The sequence below is a fragment of the Vibrio sp. SG41-7 genome (genome assembly GCF_014164465.1).
GTDB classification, from domain to species: Bacteria; Pseudomonadota; Gammaproteobacteria; order Enterobacterales; family Vibrionaceae; genus Vibrio; species Vibrio splendidus.
Genome location: NZ_JACJFF010000051.1, coordinates 19,494 through 36,858 on the forward strand (window position 1 = coordinate 19,494; position 17,365 = coordinate 36,858).

Below are 17,365 nucleotides of genomic sequence, written 5' to 3' on the forward strand. Positions count from 1 at the left end.
AAACCCAACATACTATTTACTAATACAAAAACACGGCATGAATGCTTAAGAATATGACAAACCTCAACAAAATTTTAGAAAACTACAGAATTGGAAGAGAGTTTGAGCAAAAAGAATGCAAATTGAGTATGAACTGACAGCTTAGTTACATCAAAAAGAAAGAAATTTTCAATTTGATGCAACTAAAATTGAATGACTATGCGTTGATTTGCGTAACCAGTTTAGTGATTTTACTCATCAAGTTAGGTGCTAGTTTAGAGATTTCACGCTGTTCTTCAAGCACTGAAGAAAGAATATCATTACCTGTCAGTGGATTTGCTAACACTACGCGGAAAACGATGATTGGTTGATGTGCCCATGCTTCGGGATTTAAGCGCGTTCGCGATACGAAAGACTTGCCTGTTTCACGTTGCTTCTTTTGAATAAACTTGGTCAGTTCATTCAGTAGCTCATTCAGTTCAACGCGTTTTATTGCGTCAGCTTTAAGCAGCGCCGCTTTAACTGGCTCAGGCACATAGCGGTAAGTCAGTAGGCACAGCTCAGGCTCTGAAACCAGTTCGAAATCGCTTTGATCTTTAATCAGGTCGGCAAAGTAGCGCGCTTTGTTGATGCTTTGGTCGATTAGCAGTTCATAGCCAGGTCGGCTGATGATGTGCATCGACGCATAAACAAGCATTGCCATACCGGAACGAGAGCCTTCTAACGTATGACTACCAAGATCTTTCGAACCCTTACGCAATATGTATTGAGCATGATGTTCGATCGCTGTCATCGCATCTGGTTTCTTAAACAGCACCATACCCGCACCCATAGGGATATAAAGCTGTTTATGTGCGTCAATCGTGACTGAATCTGCTAGCTCGATGCCATCAAGCAGGTGACGATGATTGTTCGACATCAGAGTCGCACCGCCCCAAGCTGCATCTACGTGGAAGTGACAATCTGTTTCGGCACATACCTCAGCAATGTCTCTTAGCGGGTCGATATTACCAGTTTCGGTTGTACCAGCCACACCAATGACGGCGAAAGGTTTGATCTTGTTCTGCTTAAGTTGCTCGATCTTGAGTCTTAGATCGTCAGTGCAAATGCGGTTGTCGTTATCCGTCTTAACAGACACTAGACCTTCTTGACCAATACCAAGGACATCTGCGGCTTTTTTCAGAGAGTAGTGACCACGTTCAGAAACTAAGATGGCTAGGCCTTCGTAGTCGTAGTGCTTCATGGCTTTAAATAAGCCTTCTTTTTCTACACCTTTGAACGAGCCTTGTGCCTTCAGCGCATTGTTGCGCGCAACCCAAAGCGCAGTAATGTTCGCGATGGTACCACCAGAACAAAACGCACCCAAAGAGTGGTTCGCACTGTGCATCCAGCGTGAATAAAACTGATCGTCATCTTGGTAGATCAAGCGATGTAGCATACCCAAAACTTGACGCTCTAGGGGCGTGAAAGCTTTGGAGGTCTCAATTTTTACTAGATTCTGATTCAACGCAATCATGATTTTTGAAAGCGGCATCAGAAAGTACGGCAGAGCAGACGTCATGTGGCCAATAAAACTTGGCGAAGACGTATGAACCGAGTGAGACACGAGAGAATCGAGGAGATGCTCAGTATGTTTAGAAACAAACTCAGGCTGCTCAGGGATATGAGCATTTGAAAAATCTTTCTCAATTTCACGCAGCGGCTTTTCTTCAGCCACAATGTGTTCACGTAAGAATTGATTCAGGTTTCGTGAAAGTTTGTCTTCAATTTGAGTGAGTGTTGAATCTGGGCCTTCAGGTACCGTGAAGATACGTAAAAGACTGTCGAAGCTAACATCTGCTGTTTTTTGTTCCGTAACCATAGCAAGCGATTTATTTTTTTTTATATTGACGCGAGCGGGACAATCTAAACGAAAACGGGAACAATGTCCCGTCTTAATTATGAAATCCGACTTCTCAAAAAAGCATATTAAATGAGGGGTTATTTACACTTAATCGCTTCAAGTTTAGTAATTGACTGGTTGTAGCGTTGCAGTGCCGTATCGATTTGCTTAGGGTGGCTAAGCAATTCTGCAAACGCTGAACGTAGCTCGTAGTTTTGAGCATGAGGCGTTGATTGGCGGTCGTCGAACGTTGTTTTCGCGATTTTACCTAGCTCATCATCACGTGTTGATAGAGTTTTAATGTCGTGTTGCTCTAGTTGTAGCCAACCTTCGACAGGTTGTTCTGTAGCCACTTTGCTAGAGTCATTCACAAGGTAGTAGTTTACTGCAGCACGATTAAGCTCAAAGTGGTGCTTACGACCTTCTAGGAACCACTCACTGACTTCTGTTAGCTCTGGGTATTGCTCAGAGGTCAATGCAGCAAGGTCGGCATACCAATTCAAAGAGGCGTCGATGTACGCATCATATTTTTTTGCTTGGCACTGGTTTGTTTCAGACATTGAATCTGCTGCAAAAGAGAAAGTAGAAGTTGAAGCTAGCAGTAATGCGACGCAAAGGCGTTTCATAGTGGTTCCTTTTGTAAGTTTATTCTTTTTATAACTTTGTCGTTACAGGTTACCGTGATCGTTATTTGTTGAGCAATGACACTTAGTGTCTTTTTATTTCGGTAACTGTATCGGTGTCTTGGGCATAGGTATTCGAGTTGCATTCTAATCTAAAACAAACGCTATTCCTGCGATCTAGTTAGCAAGAGATACAAAGAACAACATCAAAATCGGGACAAGCAAGCTTAGGATAAAGCCACTGACGATAGCGATAGGCACACATCGAACACCGCCTGTTGTTTGAATGACAGGTAGAGTGAAGTCCATCGCCGTAGCACCTGCATAGCCTATAGAGGTACACGGATAGCTGCGAATCAGCACTGGAATCAGTACTAAGGCAACTAACTCTCTTAACAGCTCAAGCATGAAAGAAGCGCCGCCATAAACAGGACCAAAGGCGTCACCCATCAAGATACCAGCCAGAGAATACCAACCAAATCCAGAAGACATAGCCAAGGCTTTGAACAGAGGGATATCCAGAATGTAAGCCGCGATAACGCCACCTAGCATTGAGGTGACGATAATCGTGATTGCGATGACCATGCCGTGTTTGTTCAGCAAGATTTGTCGAAGTGTTAAACCGCTATTACGCAGTTGAATGCCAATAAAGAAGAGAAGTACAAACAAAATCCACTCACTGGCGGTATCAACCCAATCAAGACTGATAGGCAATACTAAACCAGCGATAAGGCCTGAACCCACAACTAGGATCAGTTTGGCAGACTCCATCGCCATCGAAGAGAGGGGAAGTTTCTTTTTGCTGCTGTCGGTTTTGAGTGGCAGTAACTTATCAATAGCGGGCAGTGCCATTAGGTTACAAACACTTAAGCAGACAAAGAAAGTGACGGTGTAAAGAAGGATTGTCTGCAGATTACTGCCTAGGTTATCGAGGGCGGCTAAGCTTAGCCCCATTAATGCGAGAATCACGTAGATCAACCGCGATGTCGAGCGGTTGATAAATTCTAGCGTCTGATCGTTCGAAATAGAAAAAAGATACCCCACGACGAGTGGTGCAAATATAAAGATCATCCCTGTAAACATGCTTTCCCCATTGCATTTACTTCATATTACATTTACTTGTCACTTAACAGTGACTTAGAAGCCACTAGTATTGATCACGTCGCTTAGCTTTGCATTAAAATCATGTTTGCTCAAGTTGCTTAATTTATAAAGCACCTCTGCACCTGTCACGTTAAGTTCAACTTCGTGATCATCGATGTTCTCATCCTTGTTTCTGAACATCAGCAGGTGATTAGCGATTCGTGCAATATCCAAGTAAGACACTTCGCGTTCTTCGTGGCTATTAATGGTATTACTGCACACATCAATAAAGTCGCTGTCGAAGCCCCAACGATTAAGCACCAGTTTACTGGTTGCAGAACATTGGCCTTGGAATATTTGTAGGGCGATATCGTGGTCTAGGTAATTGCCATTTTCGAGGTAGAGGTGGTATTCGCTAACTAAACAGAACAAACCAATGTCAGCCAGTAACCCAACAAGCAGTGACTTCTCATGTTCAAGGTAGCGGTATTCGATAGGGGATAGTTCTTTGAAGCCGTTGGTCACCAGTACCATAGTGGCGCCGAGTTCTTTGGAGACAGAAGCGCTCTGAACCAGTAACTCATTACACTCTTTACTCAGGTTGACTGAATGCTTGAGTTGTTCAATAGCCTGAGCCGTAACGATGTCACGCACTCTTAATATGCCAAGGCGCGACACAGCCGTCATCATATCGACACAAGTAATGTTGCGTCTGTTGAATACGACAGAGTTAGCCACTCGAATGACGACAGCAGTGAGGCCTGGGTCTTCAAGTAAGCATTCGGCAACTTCGGCAATCCCGGTTGATTCGAGAGTACAAAGCTTTTGAATTTTCAGTACAACGTTAGGGATAGGAGGAAGTGTTATTTTTCCCGCTGAAATAGAATGGCCAACAAGTTGGGCAAACTCTGATTCTAGACCCTTTAAGAGAAGAGCCTTATTTTGTGGTAGCCAGAAAAACGATAAATGATTCATAAAAAAAGTAACAACATGTATGTTCTGCCATTTTACAAGCCGCGATGCTGTGAAGCAATACTCATCCGACGACATAACCTTGAATAATTTGAACGGGTGTATCACTGGGTGTCGAAATTTAAGCATTGTTTGATAGTTTACTGTGATATCAATCATGAAAAATCATAATACTCAATTGATTGATGTGAACTAAGCCCAGACTTATTTTTCTTTTCGAAGTATCATTTATTTAAAGGTGGAAAACGAAATCATAATATTCACCTAAAGAATAAAAAATAGATTAAAAATTTTTCGCATAAAAAGCTGCTTGTCTGGTAATGAACCTAATCGGGGTAATTTGATTAAGGATCAACGGATATGACCGAGACAGCATTTATTAATTACGTGAATCAATTTGGTGAGCATCAAAAACGTTCTATGTTTGGAGGTATTGGCCTCTTTCAAAATGACGCTATGTTCGCTTTATTGAGTGAAGGTTGTTTATTCATCAGAGGTGGAAAGTCATTAGATAAAAAACTGACGGATCTTGACTGTGAAAAGTATCGTCATGTAAAAAAACAGACAACAGCTACCGTAAATTATTACGATATTACTGACCTGTTTACATGCGAACATCCTGAATTGGATAGTATTATTCGTACTTCAATCGATAATTCAATTCAGCAACGTAGCTTTAAGAAATCATCCGCTAGCCGTAGATTGAGAGATCTACCAAACATGCAACTTACGTTAGAGCGCATGGTTAAAAAGGCGGGTGTGGACGATGTTTCAATGTTTATGCAGTTGGGCGCGCCTGAAGTGTTTAATAAGGTTCGCAAAGCGTACGGAAACGATGTTGACCTAAAACTACTTTGGAAATTTGCGGGTGCAATTGATGGTATTCACTGGAAACTATTACAAGAGCCACGCAAGCAGCAATTATTAAAGGGCTGCTACTAAAGAAGTTTGCCTTATATGCTTAAGATTATTACTAATAAATAAAAACCGAGGAATGTCCTCGGTTTTTTTGTTTCTGTCTTAGCCGGATTTCTTAAAAGACTAAGTATCAAAAGGCTAAGTGCTCATGGAGAGCTTATTTGTTAGGGCTTGAGCGTTAAGTATTAGTACTTGAAACGAGCCGTGAACATTAGCTGGTCACCGTAGAAGTCGTTAATACGAGCTTCAGCACCTAAAGAGAAAAGCTCTGTAGAATGGAAACGCGCGTAAACAGAACCCGTCCAATCATCGTTATCATCGATAGAAACGTAACCACCTTTACCACCAACTTCTAGTTGTGGACCAAGCCATTGGCGAACACCAACGTTGATTTCCATACCGATATCAGTAGAGCTTGAGTTTTCAGGCTGAACGATACGAGCTAGCATTTCACCTGTTAGGTCTGCCCAGTTGTTTAATGGAGCGTGGAAACCAAGACCTACAGCTGAGTCGTAATCGCCTTCAAATTCTGAATCGATACGTGCTATAGCGTGAGCATTCGGGTGAATTGACTTACTGAACGCGCCACCAAATGTTACTGGGCTAGCACCGATACGTGCTTCAAAGTAATCGTAGTTAAAGTTGCTCATTACTTGTGGTTGTTCATCAACAGCTAGTGCTTGGCTAGAAGCCAATAGCATAGCGGTAGTAAGTAGAATTTTGCGCATAACGACCGTAAACCTTTATTTAGTGTTAATTCCTTTGGCTTGAGAAAAATCAGGCAAACCATAAACATTGAGACAGTTTAATCTAACTCGTGGAAAAGTAATCCATAAAAATGCCAATCCTTTGCCATTTAGCTAAAAAATATACAATTTAGGCGCTGCTCTGCAACTGAGATCTCATGTTTATGGGACTACTCACCAAAATTTAAGGTCGATTCACCAAAACTTAAGGTCGATTCACAATGCATTAGCTTATTCACCAAAGCTTGTTCGCTTGTTTGCCATTGACGTGAGGATGCGCTCGGTATCTAAAGTGGAAGTCCAGTTTAGCAATTGCTTGTCGTTTGCAATGACATAGTCGGTCAGTTGTTGAGTAATTGTGTCTCTGAGCTGATCACCTTGCCAAGGCTTAGAAATATAGAAATCAAGCGCTGCGTTATTAATCGCGGTAACCGTATCTTCCAGGCCAGCTTGCCCTGTGAGCAGTAGTTTGCGTGTCGGCTTAGTGTAATCGTTCTGATTGAGTTCTATGAGAAAGTCGATACCGGTTTTGTCAGGCATGATGTGGTCGCACAAGATTAACGCGAGCTTTATACCATCTTGTCCCATTTCTTTAATTACTTGCTTGGCTTCATCGACAGACTCAGCACCTTCAACCAGAAAGTTCTCTTCAAATATCGCCAAGTCCTGAAGGACACTGTTGAGAACTTCAGGCTCATCATCGACACATAAAATTAGGTACTTATTCATGAGGTGCTCCTTCTTGTTTGAATGGAAGCCACACTTGCATCTGTGTATGGCTGCCTACCTCAGACTCCACCAAAATAAACCCTTGATGAGCCGAAACGATTTGTTGAGAAATAGATAAACCAATTCCTAAACCAAAGTTGCCTTCTTTTTTGGTCGTGAAATTTGGGTTGAAAATGGTGCTGATGTCTTTTTTCGCAATGCCATGGCCGGTGTCGGAGATTTCCACTACAAGAAACGTGTCGTCACCTTGCGTCTGTTGAGAGGTAGTGATTGACACTTTTCCTCGTTCAGAAAGGGCATCGAGTGCGTTAGAGATCAGGTTCGTCCACACTTGTTGTAGCGAGAGCGACTGGCACAATAAATGCGGTAATTCGGTGTCGTAATGTTTTTCGAGTTGGTGATGTTTGAGTCTGTTTTCAAAGATCACTAAGGTATCTTCAAGCCCTTCGTGAATGTCTGCGTAGTGGCGAACCTCTTCATCTTCTCGGGCATAGCTTTTTAGGCTTTTAACCATATCGGCAATACGCCTGCTGCATACTTGAATTGAGCGGATAGAGTTTCCAACATAGTGGTAATGCTCTAAGTCATTGAGCAGCTCTTTGCCTGCGACAGGTGAGTCTTTCAAGGTGTCTAGAACCGCCGAGTCTTGGCTTAGGTTTAGTCTCACGGCTTTTTTGGCTAGCGCACGATCATCGATAGTAGAGGTGAGGTGCTTTACGAGTTGTCTTTCTTGAGCCGTTGATAGTGGCTTGGCTAACTTTGAATGCGCCAGCACGTCAGTCCCTTTATTCGATTCTGGGAGTGACGAGTTTTCGAGTATCTGGTCGAGATGTTCAGACAAGGTTTCAATACTTCGTAAGATCGCGGCAATAGGGTTGTTCAACTCATGAGCAACGCCCGCGACAAGTTGCCCGAGCATCGCCATCTTCTCTTTCTCGATCAATTGTTGATGTGCAGACTCTAGTGACTCCAACGTTTGTTGCAGCTTGATTTTATTAGTGATACTTCTTTGCAAGCGGCGGTTAAAGTGACGGAGCAATAGATTGGTGAATAACGGCAGCAGGGTATTGTTTGAGTGCATTACCTGAGCAAAGCTATCTTTATCCAGTTTGATGACTCGTGTCTGGGTTAGGGTTATCGCGGTTGAGAACGAAGGTTCACCCGTCACAAACGACATCCCGCCGACAATATTGCCCTTAGAGTGTCGTACCACTTCCCGCTGTTGCCCCAACTCATCTTTTTTATAGAGAGCGGCTTCACCCTCAATGATCAGCCATAAAAAGCGATTGTCTTCACCTTCTACAGTTAGGAGATGTTCGGGTGAGTAGTCTCGAATGGCCTTGGTTTTGTCATCTTTTGAAAACACATCTTGTAATGCACTGACGACACGCTCTGCAAGGGCATTGTCAGAAAGCTGGTGGTAGTCGTGAATGAAACCCGATTGAAAAGAATGAATCTTTTGCTCGATGTGTGCTCTGAATAAGCGCTGTTGATCCAACGCATCACTGTAAGATAACAGGTTTTCTGAGTCGTATTGGATAACAAAAGAGGTCAGCTCTTTTTGCGCCGATTTGAATAGAACTTGATCTTGAACGGGTTTGGTTAGGCAGTGATTGAGCCGGCCTTCATTCACCGCGGTCAGAATGGATTGAATGTCTGACGAAGCGCTGACTAATATCGTTCTTGCGGTATTACTATGGGGCAGCTGTTCCAGTTCAATAAGAAATTGCACACCATTAAATCCAGAATGATGATGAGTGATCACTAAAGCAACGGTTTGGTGGTGATCATGGATATCTTCTAATGCGTGATGCGCGTCTTCTATGTTCTCGGCAGTATAAATATCGAATACAGAAGCTAACGGAGCCAGCTCCGAACGTATTCTTTCAATGCTAACCGGATTATTGTCCAAACAGATAACAGCGTATTGATTCACAGCTCAACCTTAATAGTAGCGACGTCTCTAGCCTAGCAAGAACCGCTGAATAAGGATGAGAGCTAGCCGTTAATTTATTGAGGCAATCGAAGTATCGAGCAATAGACTGATTTAACTCAATGTTTCTTGTTTGCTACTGATGGGTTAGACTAAAAAAAACAGACTAGTGTAGAAAGAGAACTCATGGAACAGTTAAGAAAAATTGGTGCAATTGGTGGAGCAATCTCATTGGCACTTTGTTGGCCATTAGCGGTTGGGCAAATTGGACAAAATGCGATTACTGATGGCGTTGCAAAGCTTAACAATTCAAGCATTCAAGCTGAGATCGTGGAATACGATAGAGGTTACCTTTCTTCTACTGTAACCACTCGCGTAACTGTGACGGATGAGAGCTTGAAAGAGCAACTTGCGCTCGATGGCTTACCGAGTGAGTTTGTCATTAATAGTGCGGTTAGCCATGGCTTAGTGAGCTTAAACGCGCTGTCGACGTTTGAGAATACTGACATTCTGCCTCTTACTCTGACTACCAGCACTGAGCTAAACGGCAACACGGATTTCAACTTCGAGTTAAGCCAGTTCAATCACCAAGGCTCAGAAGAAAATGGTACCTCGGTATCTATCACGAAGTCGAATCTGTCTGGCCACGCTACTGTATTAGGGCAGGTTGATTACCAGCTTTCTATCCCATCGGTTCAAATTGATTTTGAAACGGGTGAAGAGGTCACACTCTCTAACCTAAAAGGCATTGGCTCAGGCCAGCAAGCGAAAGGTTACTGGTTAGGCACGCAGAATTTTACTATTGATAGCTTCTTGATTTCAGATTCTGCAATGCAGCCCTTCATGACCATCGAAAACTCTAAGTACGATTTTGAATCGCATCTAGATGAAGCGACTAAGCGCTTGAGCAGCAGTCTTAAGTTGGATATCGCCAACATTGAGACCAACGAAGGCCAGTTGAACAATCTAAACGTCGATTTTGAAATGTCGAAACTGGACAGCCAGTCGTTTGAGAAAATCTTTGAGATTTACCAGGCGAATCCTGTTCTGACACAAGAAGATGTGGCTGAGATTATTCCGTTCATCGACGTACTGTTTGCTAAAGGCTTCGACCTTTCAATGAACAATATGTCGTTAGAATTAGGCAAGGGTCAGTTTGAATCTAAATGGTTGGTGAGCGTACCGGAAGGCACAGAAAACATCAGCAGTAACCCTTCAATGATTGTTCCTGCATTAACAGGTAATGTTCAATCTAGCTTCTCAAATGAGCTTGTTGAAGAATACCCTTTTATCCGTGAAGGTATCGACGAATTGATCGTGATGGAAATGATCAAGCAAACAGAAAGTGGTTATGAAATCACGGCTGACCTAGAGAATGGAAATCTAGTGTTTGAAAATGGACAAGAAATTCCATTAATTGCACTGCTTATGCCGGCTTTTGTTCAATAAAATGAGTCGGGCTTAATACTGATAGGGCGATCTAACGGGTTAAGTTAAACATTTTGTACGGTACGAAACAAAAGAGGTCTTAAGACCTCTTTTGTTGTTTTTATGTTGGGTAAAACATGGTATTACTTGCATAGTTATTATTTAGCAGGAGCAATTATCCCCATGGAACTTACATTAGATAACGTATTCAACTTTAGTGCTGGCCCAGCGGCACTGCCTAAACCGGTAATGAAACAAGCGCAAGCAGACTTCATTGATTGGAATGGTTTAGGCACTTCCGTTATGGAAATCAGCCATCGCAGCAAAGAATTTATTCAAGTTGCCGATGAGTCTGAGCAAGACCTACGTGATCTTCTGAACATCCCAGACAACTATAAAGTTCTTTTCTGTCAGGGGGGCGCTCGTGCTCAATTCGCTGCTGTTCCTTTAAACCTTCTAGGTGACGCGACGAAAGCAACTTACATTGATGCGGGTTACTGGGCAGAAAGCGCAGTGACTGAAGCGAGCAAATATTGCGAAATCGATGTATTCAACGCGAAGACATCTATTGATGGCAAAGCGGCGGTTGTTCCGGTTAAAGATTGGAAAATCGACCCAGAAGCGGCGTACGTACATTTCTGTCCAAACGAAACCATCGATGGCATTGAAATCAGTGAGCTTCCTCAAACGGATAAGCCAATCGTCGCGGATATGTCATCTAACATTCTGTCTCGTAAGATCGATGTTTCTCAGTATGGTGTTATCTACGCGGGTGCTCAAAAGAATATCGGCCCAGCTGGTATCTGCATTGCTATCGTACGTGATGATCTACTAGAACTAGCAAACGAAGTATTGCCGAGCATTCTTAACTACAAAGTACTTGCTGAAAAAGACTCAATGTTCAACACACCACCAACCTACGCTTGGTACCTATCAGGCCTTGTATTCAAGTGGCTGAAAGCTCAAGGTGGCGTTGAAGTGATGGAGTTGGTGAACAAAGAGAAAGCGGCGTTGCTTTATAATGCGATTGATAGCTCTGCTTTCTACAAAAACGATGTTCACACCGCAAACCGTTCAAGAATGAACGTACCTTTCCAATTGGCGAAACCAGAACTAGACGCAAAGTTTTTAGAGTTAGCTGATGCTGCGGGTCTGAAATCCTTAAAAGGTCACCGAGCGGTGGGTGGAATGAGAGCTTCACTTTACAACGCGATGTCTTTGGAAGGCGTGCAAGTATTAGTCAACTTCATGAAAGATTTTGAAAAGAAATACGCTTAATTCAATAGGCGAATTTCGATATTAACCAATAAAGAGAGGAGCCTGAGGCTCCTCTTTTTTTATCTCTACAGATGTTAAAAACATAGAGGCTGAAATTATCTTCGTCGACCATTTAAGCGAAACTGCTGCGGGGTGACATTGAAGGAAGCCTTGAATGCTTTGATGTAGGACGAGTCGTTTTGATAACCGATTTGGTCGGCAATGCTTTGGATTGAGAACTCTTCATCGAGCAAAGACAACGAGTAAATCAGACGGATTTGTTGTCGCCATAACTGAAATGACGTATTGAATTCTTTTGAGAATAAGCGCGATAAGGTTCGCTCTGATGCGCCGACTTTATCTCCCCATTCCTTCAACGACAAATCCAACGTCGGTGCCTCTGTCAGCACTTCAAATATAAGCTTCAAACGCCTGTCTTCGGGTAGCAACAATTGATAGGTCTGAACGTTGTCTTTCATGATCTGATCGTGCAATACCGAAAGCAATCTAGATACCTCTTCATTACTCACTAATCCTTCGCACTGTCTGCGAATTTCCTGCAAGAGCTCATTTAAAAACGGCGTCAGGGTAATGGTTCGCACTTGAGGCTCATACTTGATCCCAAAGGCAGGATTAAGGTAAATACCGACAAACGTCGTATGGCTCAATGCGATAGATTCATGTTGAATCCCTGCAGGCACAAACAAAGCAGAAGTATGGGGCACAAGATGCTGGTAGTGCTCGGTTTTCGTTTGCAATAGGCCTTTGAGTGGGAAGATCACTTGATGCCACGTATGTTGGTGCATTGCATCGACGTAGCCCTTGGGCATATCGATGGTCTTCACTAACGCTGGTGAATTAGGATTGGCGACCATCATCTCATTTGAGGTGATGACTCTGGAGTGAGAATCTATTTGGCGGGTTGGCATGGTTAAGTGTCTTTATGTCCCTATTCTGACGTGGCGAGACTAGGCTATCATGCCCGGCAGAGTGAATGAAGTAGAGAGGGCACGCGTATGCGATATCAAGTTGAAATATCGAAAGAAAACCAACTACTATTCAAAGTCGATATTGAAGGTATTAACCAAAATAAGTGTGAAACATCGCTCGAAACGGTCTTGGCTAAGTTTCCGAAAACAGAAGGTTATCAGCGTCATCTATTGCTTTCGAACAGCGAAACGCGTTACTTAAAGAGCACAGAAAACCACATTGAAGTATTAGCAGCGGTTCCGGTATTTAAATCACTGGGCGAGCAATAAGTTGGCTTTAGCTCGTATAAAACAGCAAATAAGTTTAGGTAAAAGGGAAAGATATGAAGAAGTTAGGCTTAGTAAATAGCGTATTGGTAGGTAAAACTGTTGCCTTTGCACACGGTGCAAATAGTGCCATCAACAAGCAGGTTTCACCTGAGCGTCAGCATGCCACAGAACTTGGTTTTACCAATGATGAACAAGGCGACCCTCGCTTTCACGGTGGTATTCAAAAAGCCCTTCATATTTATCCAAGCGAGCACTACCCAGTTTGGCAGGAAGAGTTAGGTGACAAAATCATCTTCCAATCTGCAGGCGCATTTGGCGAGAACCTAAGCTCAAGCGGCATCACGGAGCACTCTATTTGCTTGAAAGATAAGATTCGTATTGGTTCAACATTGTTGGAAGTCTCGCAAGGGCGTATGCCGTGCTGGAAGCTGAACGTGAGATTCGATCAAAATGATATGGCAAGAAGGCTGCAAGATACGCTAAGAACTGGCTGGTATTTCCGTGTATTGGAAGAGGGGGATATCGGTGCTGGAGATGAGATCATTCTATGTGAAAGACCTTATCCAGAATGGCCGTTAACTCGCATCATGGGGGCGGTGTTCACAGGTTGTTTGGATAAACAAGAGCTCAAAGAATTGGCGGAGCTACCTTTAGTCGAATCTTGGGGAGCACTTATAGAGCGTCGCCTTGAAACTGGCAAAGTCGAAGATTGGGAAATGCGATTAGTTGGTCCGACAGCGGAGTAAGCTTTTTCCTAATACGCAAAAACAAAACGCTCACTATTTAGATGATGTGAGCGTTATGAGTATTAAGGTGTAAAACGGCTAACGGCTAACGGCTAGTCGCTTCACGTACGATTTAAACAGTATTTAAATCTAGCTATAACCAGAAATCTTTAACCGGCATGTCAGGGCTAAAATGATGTGCAATCTGCGCTTGTAGTAACTCTGCGGTCGCAATTGCATCCGTTAATGCATGATGCGGCGTGTAGTCAGGCAAGTGGTATCGACGGCGACTCTGACCAAGCCTTACTGATGCTGGTTTCTTGCCTTTGAGCTTATTCCATAAGCCGCCAGCCAGTTTGTTCTGGATTTGAGACTCAATCTCGAGCGTGTCGAGGACTGGAAATTCGATCCCTTCACCTAATCTCACTTTTAGTGCGTTATCCAAGAAATCACGCTCTATACGGCGATAGTGAACCACCGGAATATGCCCCGCCAGTGATTCTAATATCTCATCTAACACCTCGCTAAGGTCTGGTGCGTCAATGATGTCGTTGTGAGTGATGCCATGAATAACTACAGAGTCTTCTTCTAATTTCTGCTTTGGTCTCAGTGTCCAGTGTTTGGCTTGTCGTAAGTAAATTCGATTTAGCGTAAACGGGACCAGGCCAATGGTAATGATGCCATCTTTGTTTGGGTTTAAACCCGTAGTCTCAAAGTCGACAGCTAAGAAGGTTACTTCTGATAATGGCGTATCAGGCGCAGGAAGAGGCTGGCTATAAAATCGCTTTAAGCGCTCGTCTCTCGCTCGTTCCAGCTTTTGAGCAAACTTAAATGGCCAATCGACCGCAGGTGATCTGAATAGTTTGTTCATAGGCCCTACTTAAACTTATTGCTGGCTTGATAACGGAACTTAAGGAAGTTCTGCGCATTACTTAATATTTGGAATGCGTCCTTTAAGTTGCGTCGCTCGAAGTCAGATAGGTTCTCTGGCTCAATGTTGTTATCCGGTTCTATGTTGTTGTCGACATCGTGTGCTTGGTGGCGAATACGAACCAGAGATATAAACTCCATCGCATCTTTCAAATCTTGAGCTCGGCCTTTTGGCAGAATACCTGCGTCGATAATGTCATCTAAACGTTCGAATGAGTTCTTAGAACGAGAGGCTACCGCCAACGAGTGAACACGAATTAGATCGGCAAGTGGTGCGGTACCACGACGCTTAAGGTTGATCGAGTTGTTGTGACGACCATCTTTTTCCATAACGAAATCTTTGAAGAACCCGAGTGGCGGTGTGCGGTTAAGCGCATTACGAGCAAGACATGCTAAGAAACGGTTGTTCTTACGTGCACGGCGAACAATAAAGCTGTTCAGTTGTTCCGCCCATTTTAAGCGACCGTAGACACCGTCTAAATCAAAGAAGATAGAAGCGTTCAATAGCGCTTTCGGGTTTGGATCATCAATCCAATCGGCAAAGCACTCTTCCCATTGGCGACGAGTCATGCGCCACGTTGGATTAGTGGCCATGATGTCACCGGTACAGTACACATAGCCACACTGATCTAAGCCATCACAAATGAAGGTCGATAGCTCTTCAAAGTATTTACCGTGTTTTTTCTCGTCGTAGGTGTCATCAAGAATAATGGCGTTATCTTGGTCAGTGACGAGCAATTGCTCATCACGACCCATCGAGCCGAGTGCAAGGAAACAATAAGGAATGGGCGCTTTACCTAATTTCTCTTCGCCTAGCTCGATAATACGTTGCTTAAAGCTACGGCCGATTACCGACATTGCGGTACCCACCATGTGTGCGTTGGCATCTTCGTTAACCAAGCGCACAAAGCTGTCTTTTACTTGTTCAGAAAGTACTTTGAGATCTTCAATGCTTTGTTGTTGGAAGATGCTGCTTACCAATAACAGCGAGTTTTGAGACTCGTAGCGAACAATATCGGTCGCTTCGATAATACCGATAGGTTTCTTATCTTTAAGCACTGGCAAGTGGTGTACGTTGTAGCGAAGCATGGTCATCATTGCTTCATATACATAGGCATTGTGGTCGAGTGAGATAACCTCTGGTGTCATCACACTGGATACTTCATCCGACGGGTCAAGGCCTTCGGCTAGAACGCGAGTACATAAGTCTCGGTCGGTAATGATGCCGATAACAGGTGTTGAATCGTCTTCATCATCTTCAACAATATCAGGGTCGATGATCAGTAGAGAAGAGACATTGTCTTCTGCCATCATGGTTGCTGCTTGTTGGATGGTACGCGTTTTCTCGATCATCGGCGCTTCGCTGGTCAATAGCGTTTTGACCTTAGATGTCGATAAATCGTTGGCGTCGTTGCTGTCTGAGTTTGCTTGGCGAAGTCGCGCGTTATCTTCTACCTCGACAAAGTCGGCGAATGAATCATAGTTGTCGTAGAGCTCTTGGAAAATCGGCTCAGGGATGCAATAGAGAAGGGTATCTTCGGTCGCTTTAACTGGGAAGCGAACTTTGTTGTTGGTCAGCAACCCCATTTGTCCAAACACATGCCCTTCATCAAGGCGATTATAGAGTTCGCCCTTACGACGATAGACTTCAACTTCGCCACTTCGAACGATGTAGAGATCATGAATTTGATCACCAAAGTGAATGATAGGGGTATCTTGGCGGTAATAAGAAATTTCCACACTACTGGTCACTTTCACCAATATCTCTTCAGGAAGTTCAGAGAAAGGGGGGTATTGTGCCAGAAAGTTTTGAATCTCTAATAACTCAGCATCCATAATGATCATCCATTGGTTTGTATGATTTCATGGTACAACATTTGATAATAATTTTCCGGCACAAATCAATCTGTGAGCTAAAACCTTTTTAAAGTCTTATGGATAGACTAATCTTTCAGTTAATGGAGTGACAGTTGAAGGATGATAGGAATGTCGAAGTGGAAGCTTAGTTTGGTACCTGCGGTTTTTATGTTTTCTCCAAGTTTGTGGGCGGACACTAACGCGGTGGATATTCTTGATTATGACCATATATATGCCACCGCGCATTCGGGCAGTTTAAATGAAGATGCAGGCGGCAATAATAATGCCTCATCGTATGGATTAGGCGTCAGTTACGCGATGACCGATGATTGGTTGTTGTTAGGAGACTATAGTGCGCGCTTCATTCATCCAGATGAAAGTACCACTCGAATTGATACCTTAATGGCAGGGACTGGGTATCGTTACAGCATCAAGAAAGATTTGGATATTGTCGCTTCTTACTTGCTGGGTATTACTAAAGGTGAGGTGGAGCTTAATGGCAGCAACGAAACCATCGAATCGGATACTGAATTTGTCCAAGGTGTAAAAGCCGAGCTTAACTATGGTTTTGCAAAGCGTTGGATTGCTAACGGCAGCGTACAAGTGAACCGAAGTGACCTGTTTGATGAAGAAATTTACCACGTGGGTTTACGTTATCTCGTGACCAATAAGTTTGCGATTGGTGGCTCTTATCAACACAGAGATGGTGAGGGTAGTAAAGGTGGAAGCGAGAGGACGAACGAGCTAGGTGTGGAATTTTTCTTAGAGTATTAACCAGCAACGCAGAGGCTAAGCGTTAGTACGCAGAGACTAAGTGTTAGTAACGAAAAGGCTAAGTGCCTTAATAGCTATTATATACATGGCTATTATATACATGGCTATTATATACATAGCTCTTATATACAAAGAGACAGACACAAAAAAGCCAGCTTAGTGAACTGACCCCCAATAGTTGGACACCAATTATTGGGGGTCTTTTTATGTCCAAATATAGCCGAGAGCTAAAATGTATCATTGCTAAGCAATACTTAGATGGCACGTCAT

16 protein-coding genes and 1 pseudogene are annotated in these 17,365 nt (G+C 43.3%); 7 read left to right on the forward strand and 10 right to left on the reverse strand.

Going from position 1 to position 17,365, the window contains the following annotated elements; genetic code table 11:
* Positions 1-196: 196 nt before the first annotated feature.
* From panP to H5300_RS14490, 4 genes are all read right to left on the reverse strand, one after another.
* Positions 197-1,840: a pyridoxal-dependent aspartate 1-decarboxylase PanP gene (panP, locus tag H5300_RS14475; protein WP_108189124.1), complete on the reverse strand. Its 1,644-nt coding sequence runs from the start codon at positions 1,838-1,840 to the stop codon at positions 197-199.
* Positions 1,841-1,959: 119 nt separating this feature from the next.
* A complete protein-coding gene (locus tag H5300_RS14480) occupies positions 1,960-2,487 on the reverse strand; it encodes a hypothetical protein (protein ID WP_004734688.1) in 528 nt (175 codons plus the stop codon).
* Between the two features lie 174 nt (positions 2,488-2,661).
* Entirely contained in the window at positions 2,662-3,567 is a 906-nt protein-coding gene (locus H5300_RS14485; protein ID WP_017083332.1) for a lysine exporter LysO family protein, read from the reverse strand.
* 54 nt (positions 3,568-3,621) lie between these two features.
* A complete protein-coding gene (locus H5300_RS14490; RefSeq protein ID WP_004734690.1) occupies positions 3,622-4,542 on the reverse strand; it encodes an HDOD domain-containing protein in 921 nt (306 codons plus the stop codon).
* A 357-nt stretch (positions 4,543-4,899) separates the two neighbouring features.
* On the opposite strand from H5300_RS14490, the gene H5300_RS14495 reads away from it, so the two are divergent.
* Positions 4,900-5,481, forward strand: a complete 582-nt coding sequence (locus tag H5300_RS14495; protein WP_182796253.1) for a TfoX/Sxy family DNA transformation protein — start codon at positions 4,900-4,902, stop codon at positions 5,479-5,481.
* A 161-nt stretch (positions 5,482-5,642) separates the two neighbouring features.
* On the opposite strand, the gene H5300_RS14500 is transcribed toward H5300_RS14495, so the two are convergent.
* From H5300_RS14500 to H5300_RS14510, 3 genes are all read right to left on the reverse strand, one after another.
* On the reverse strand, positions 5,643-6,185 hold the full coding sequence (locus H5300_RS14500; protein ID WP_004734692.1) for a hypothetical protein: 543 nt from the start codon (positions 6,183-6,185) through the stop codon (positions 5,643-5,645).
* 249 nt (positions 6,186-6,434) lie between these two features.
* Positions 6,435-6,932 carry a response regulator gene (locus tag H5300_RS14505; protein ID WP_182796254.1) on the reverse strand — a complete coding sequence of 166 codons (498 nt, stop codon included), beginning with the start codon at positions 6,930-6,932 and terminating at the stop codon, positions 6,435-6,437.
* Positions 6,925-8,868, reverse strand: a complete 1,944-nt coding sequence (locus tag H5300_RS14510) for an ATP-binding protein (protein WP_182796255.1) — start codon at positions 8,866-8,868, stop codon at positions 6,925-6,927. The genes H5300_RS14505 and H5300_RS14510 overlap by 8 nt, the downstream gene beginning before the upstream one ends.
* 183 nt (positions 8,869-9,051) lie before the next feature.
* Between H5300_RS14510 and H5300_RS14515 the strand changes: the two genes are divergently transcribed.
* Together H5300_RS14515 and serC are read left to right on the forward strand one after the other, a co-directional pair.
* Complete coding sequence (locus H5300_RS14515; RefSeq protein WP_017091692.1) at positions 9,052-10,314, forward strand: DUF945 family protein; 1,263 nt, start codon at positions 9,052-9,054, stop codon at positions 10,312-10,314.
* Positions 10,315-10,476: 162 nt separating this feature from the next.
* A complete protein-coding gene (serC, locus tag H5300_RS14520; protein WP_182796256.1) occupies positions 10,477-11,571 on the forward strand; it encodes a 3-phosphoserine/phosphohydroxythreonine transaminase in 1,095 nt (364 codons plus the stop codon).
* Positions 11,572-11,666: 95 nt separating this feature from the next.
* Here the strand turns inward: serC and H5300_RS14525 are convergent, their stop codons facing one another.
* Complete coding sequence (locus tag H5300_RS14525) at positions 11,667-12,479, reverse strand: helix-turn-helix domain-containing protein (RefSeq protein ID WP_182796257.1); 813 nt, start codon at positions 12,477-12,479, stop codon at positions 11,667-11,669.
* Between the two features lie 87 nt (positions 12,480-12,566).
* On the opposite strand from H5300_RS14525, the gene H5300_RS14530 reads away from it, so the two are divergent.
* Positions 12,567-12,809: a hypothetical protein gene (locus tag H5300_RS14530; protein WP_004734698.1), complete on the forward strand. Its 243-nt coding sequence runs from the start codon at positions 12,567-12,569 to the stop codon at positions 12,807-12,809.
* Positions 12,810-12,862: 53 nt separating this feature from the next.
* Positions 12,863-13,555, forward strand: a complete 693-nt coding sequence (locus H5300_RS14535; protein WP_017083339.1) for an MOSC domain-containing protein — start codon at positions 12,863-12,865, stop codon at positions 13,553-13,555.
* Positions 13,556-13,688: 133 nt separating this feature from the next.
* Here the strand turns inward: H5300_RS14535 and H5300_RS14540 are convergent, their stop codons facing one another.
* Complete coding sequence (locus H5300_RS14540; RefSeq protein WP_017083340.1) at positions 13,689-14,405, reverse strand: 3'-5' exonuclease; 717 nt, start codon at positions 14,403-14,405, stop codon at positions 13,689-13,691.
* Positions 14,406-14,410: 5 nt separating this feature from the next.
* A complete protein-coding gene (locus tag H5300_RS14545; protein WP_004734701.1) occupies positions 14,411-16,300 on the reverse strand; it encodes a DUF294 nucleotidyltransferase-like domain-containing protein in 1,890 nt (629 codons plus the stop codon).
* 150 nt (positions 16,301-16,450) lie between these two features.
* On the opposite strand from H5300_RS14545, the gene H5300_RS14550 reads away from it, so the two are divergent.
* Together H5300_RS14550 and H5300_RS28345 are read left to right on the forward strand one after the other, a co-directional pair.
* Complete coding sequence (locus H5300_RS14550; protein WP_029404987.1) at positions 16,451-17,095, forward strand: membrane protein; 645 nt, start codon at positions 16,451-16,453, stop codon at positions 17,093-17,095.
* Positions 17,096-17,301: 206 nt separating this feature from the next.
* Positions 17,302-17,365: pseudogene (locus H5300_RS28345) on the forward strand (helix-turn-helix domain-containing protein); the annotation flags it as partial.

Excerpts from the sequence above, each read along its gene's own strand:
- H5300_RS14540 (WP_017083340.1), bottom strand. The coding sequence starts at position 14,405 with ATGAACAAACTATTCAGATCACCTGCGGTCGATTGGCCATTTAAGTTT.
- H5300_RS14550 (WP_029404987.1), top strand. The coding sequence starts at position 16,451 with ATGTCGAAGTGGAAGCTTAGTTTGGTACCTGCGGTTTTTATGTTTTCT.
- H5300_RS14515 (WP_017091692.1), top strand. The coding sequence starts at position 9,052 with ATGGAACAGTTAAGAAAAATTGGTGCAATTGGTGGAGCAATCTCATTG.
- H5300_RS14525 (WP_182796257.1), bottom strand. The coding sequence starts at position 12,479 with ATGCCAACCCGCCAAATAGATTCTCACTCCAGAGTCATCACCTCAAAT.
- H5300_RS14495 (WP_182796253.1), top strand. The coding sequence starts at position 4,900 with ATGACCGAGACAGCATTTATTAATTACGTGAATCAATTTGGTGAGCAT.
- H5300_RS14500 (WP_004734692.1), bottom strand. The coding sequence starts at position 6,185 with ATGCGCAAAATTCTACTTACTACCGCTATGCTATTGGCTTCTAGCCAA.
- H5300_RS14480 (WP_004734688.1), bottom strand. The coding sequence starts at position 2,487 with ATGAAACGCCTTTGCGTCGCATTACTGCTAGCTTCAACTTCTACTTTC.
- H5300_RS14530 (WP_004734698.1), top strand. The coding sequence starts at position 12,567 with ATGCGATATCAAGTTGAAATATCGAAAGAAAACCAACTACTATTCAAA.
- H5300_RS14490 (WP_004734690.1), bottom strand. The coding sequence starts at position 4,542 with ATGAATCATTTATCGTTTTTCTGGCTACCACAAAATAAGGCTCTTCTC.
- panP (WP_108189124.1), bottom strand. The coding sequence starts at position 1,840 with ATGGTTACGGAACAAAAAACAGCAGATGTTAGCTTCGACAGTCTTTTA.
- H5300_RS14545 (WP_004734701.1), bottom strand. The coding sequence starts at position 16,300 with ATGGATGCTGAGTTATTAGAGATTCAAAACTTTCTGGCACAATACCCC.
- H5300_RS14505 (WP_182796254.1), bottom strand. The coding sequence starts at position 6,932 with ATGAATAAGTACCTAATTTTATGTGTCGATGATGAGCCTGAAGTTCTC.
- H5300_RS14485 (WP_017083332.1), bottom strand. The coding sequence starts at position 3,567 with ATGTTTACAGGGATGATCTTTATATTTGCACCACTCGTCGTGGGGTAT.
- H5300_RS14535 (WP_017083339.1), top strand. The coding sequence starts at position 12,863 with ATGAAGAAGTTAGGCTTAGTAAATAGCGTATTGGTAGGTAAAACTGTT.
- serC (WP_182796256.1), top strand. The coding sequence starts at position 10,477 with ATGGAACTTACATTAGATAACGTATTCAACTTTAGTGCTGGCCCAGCG.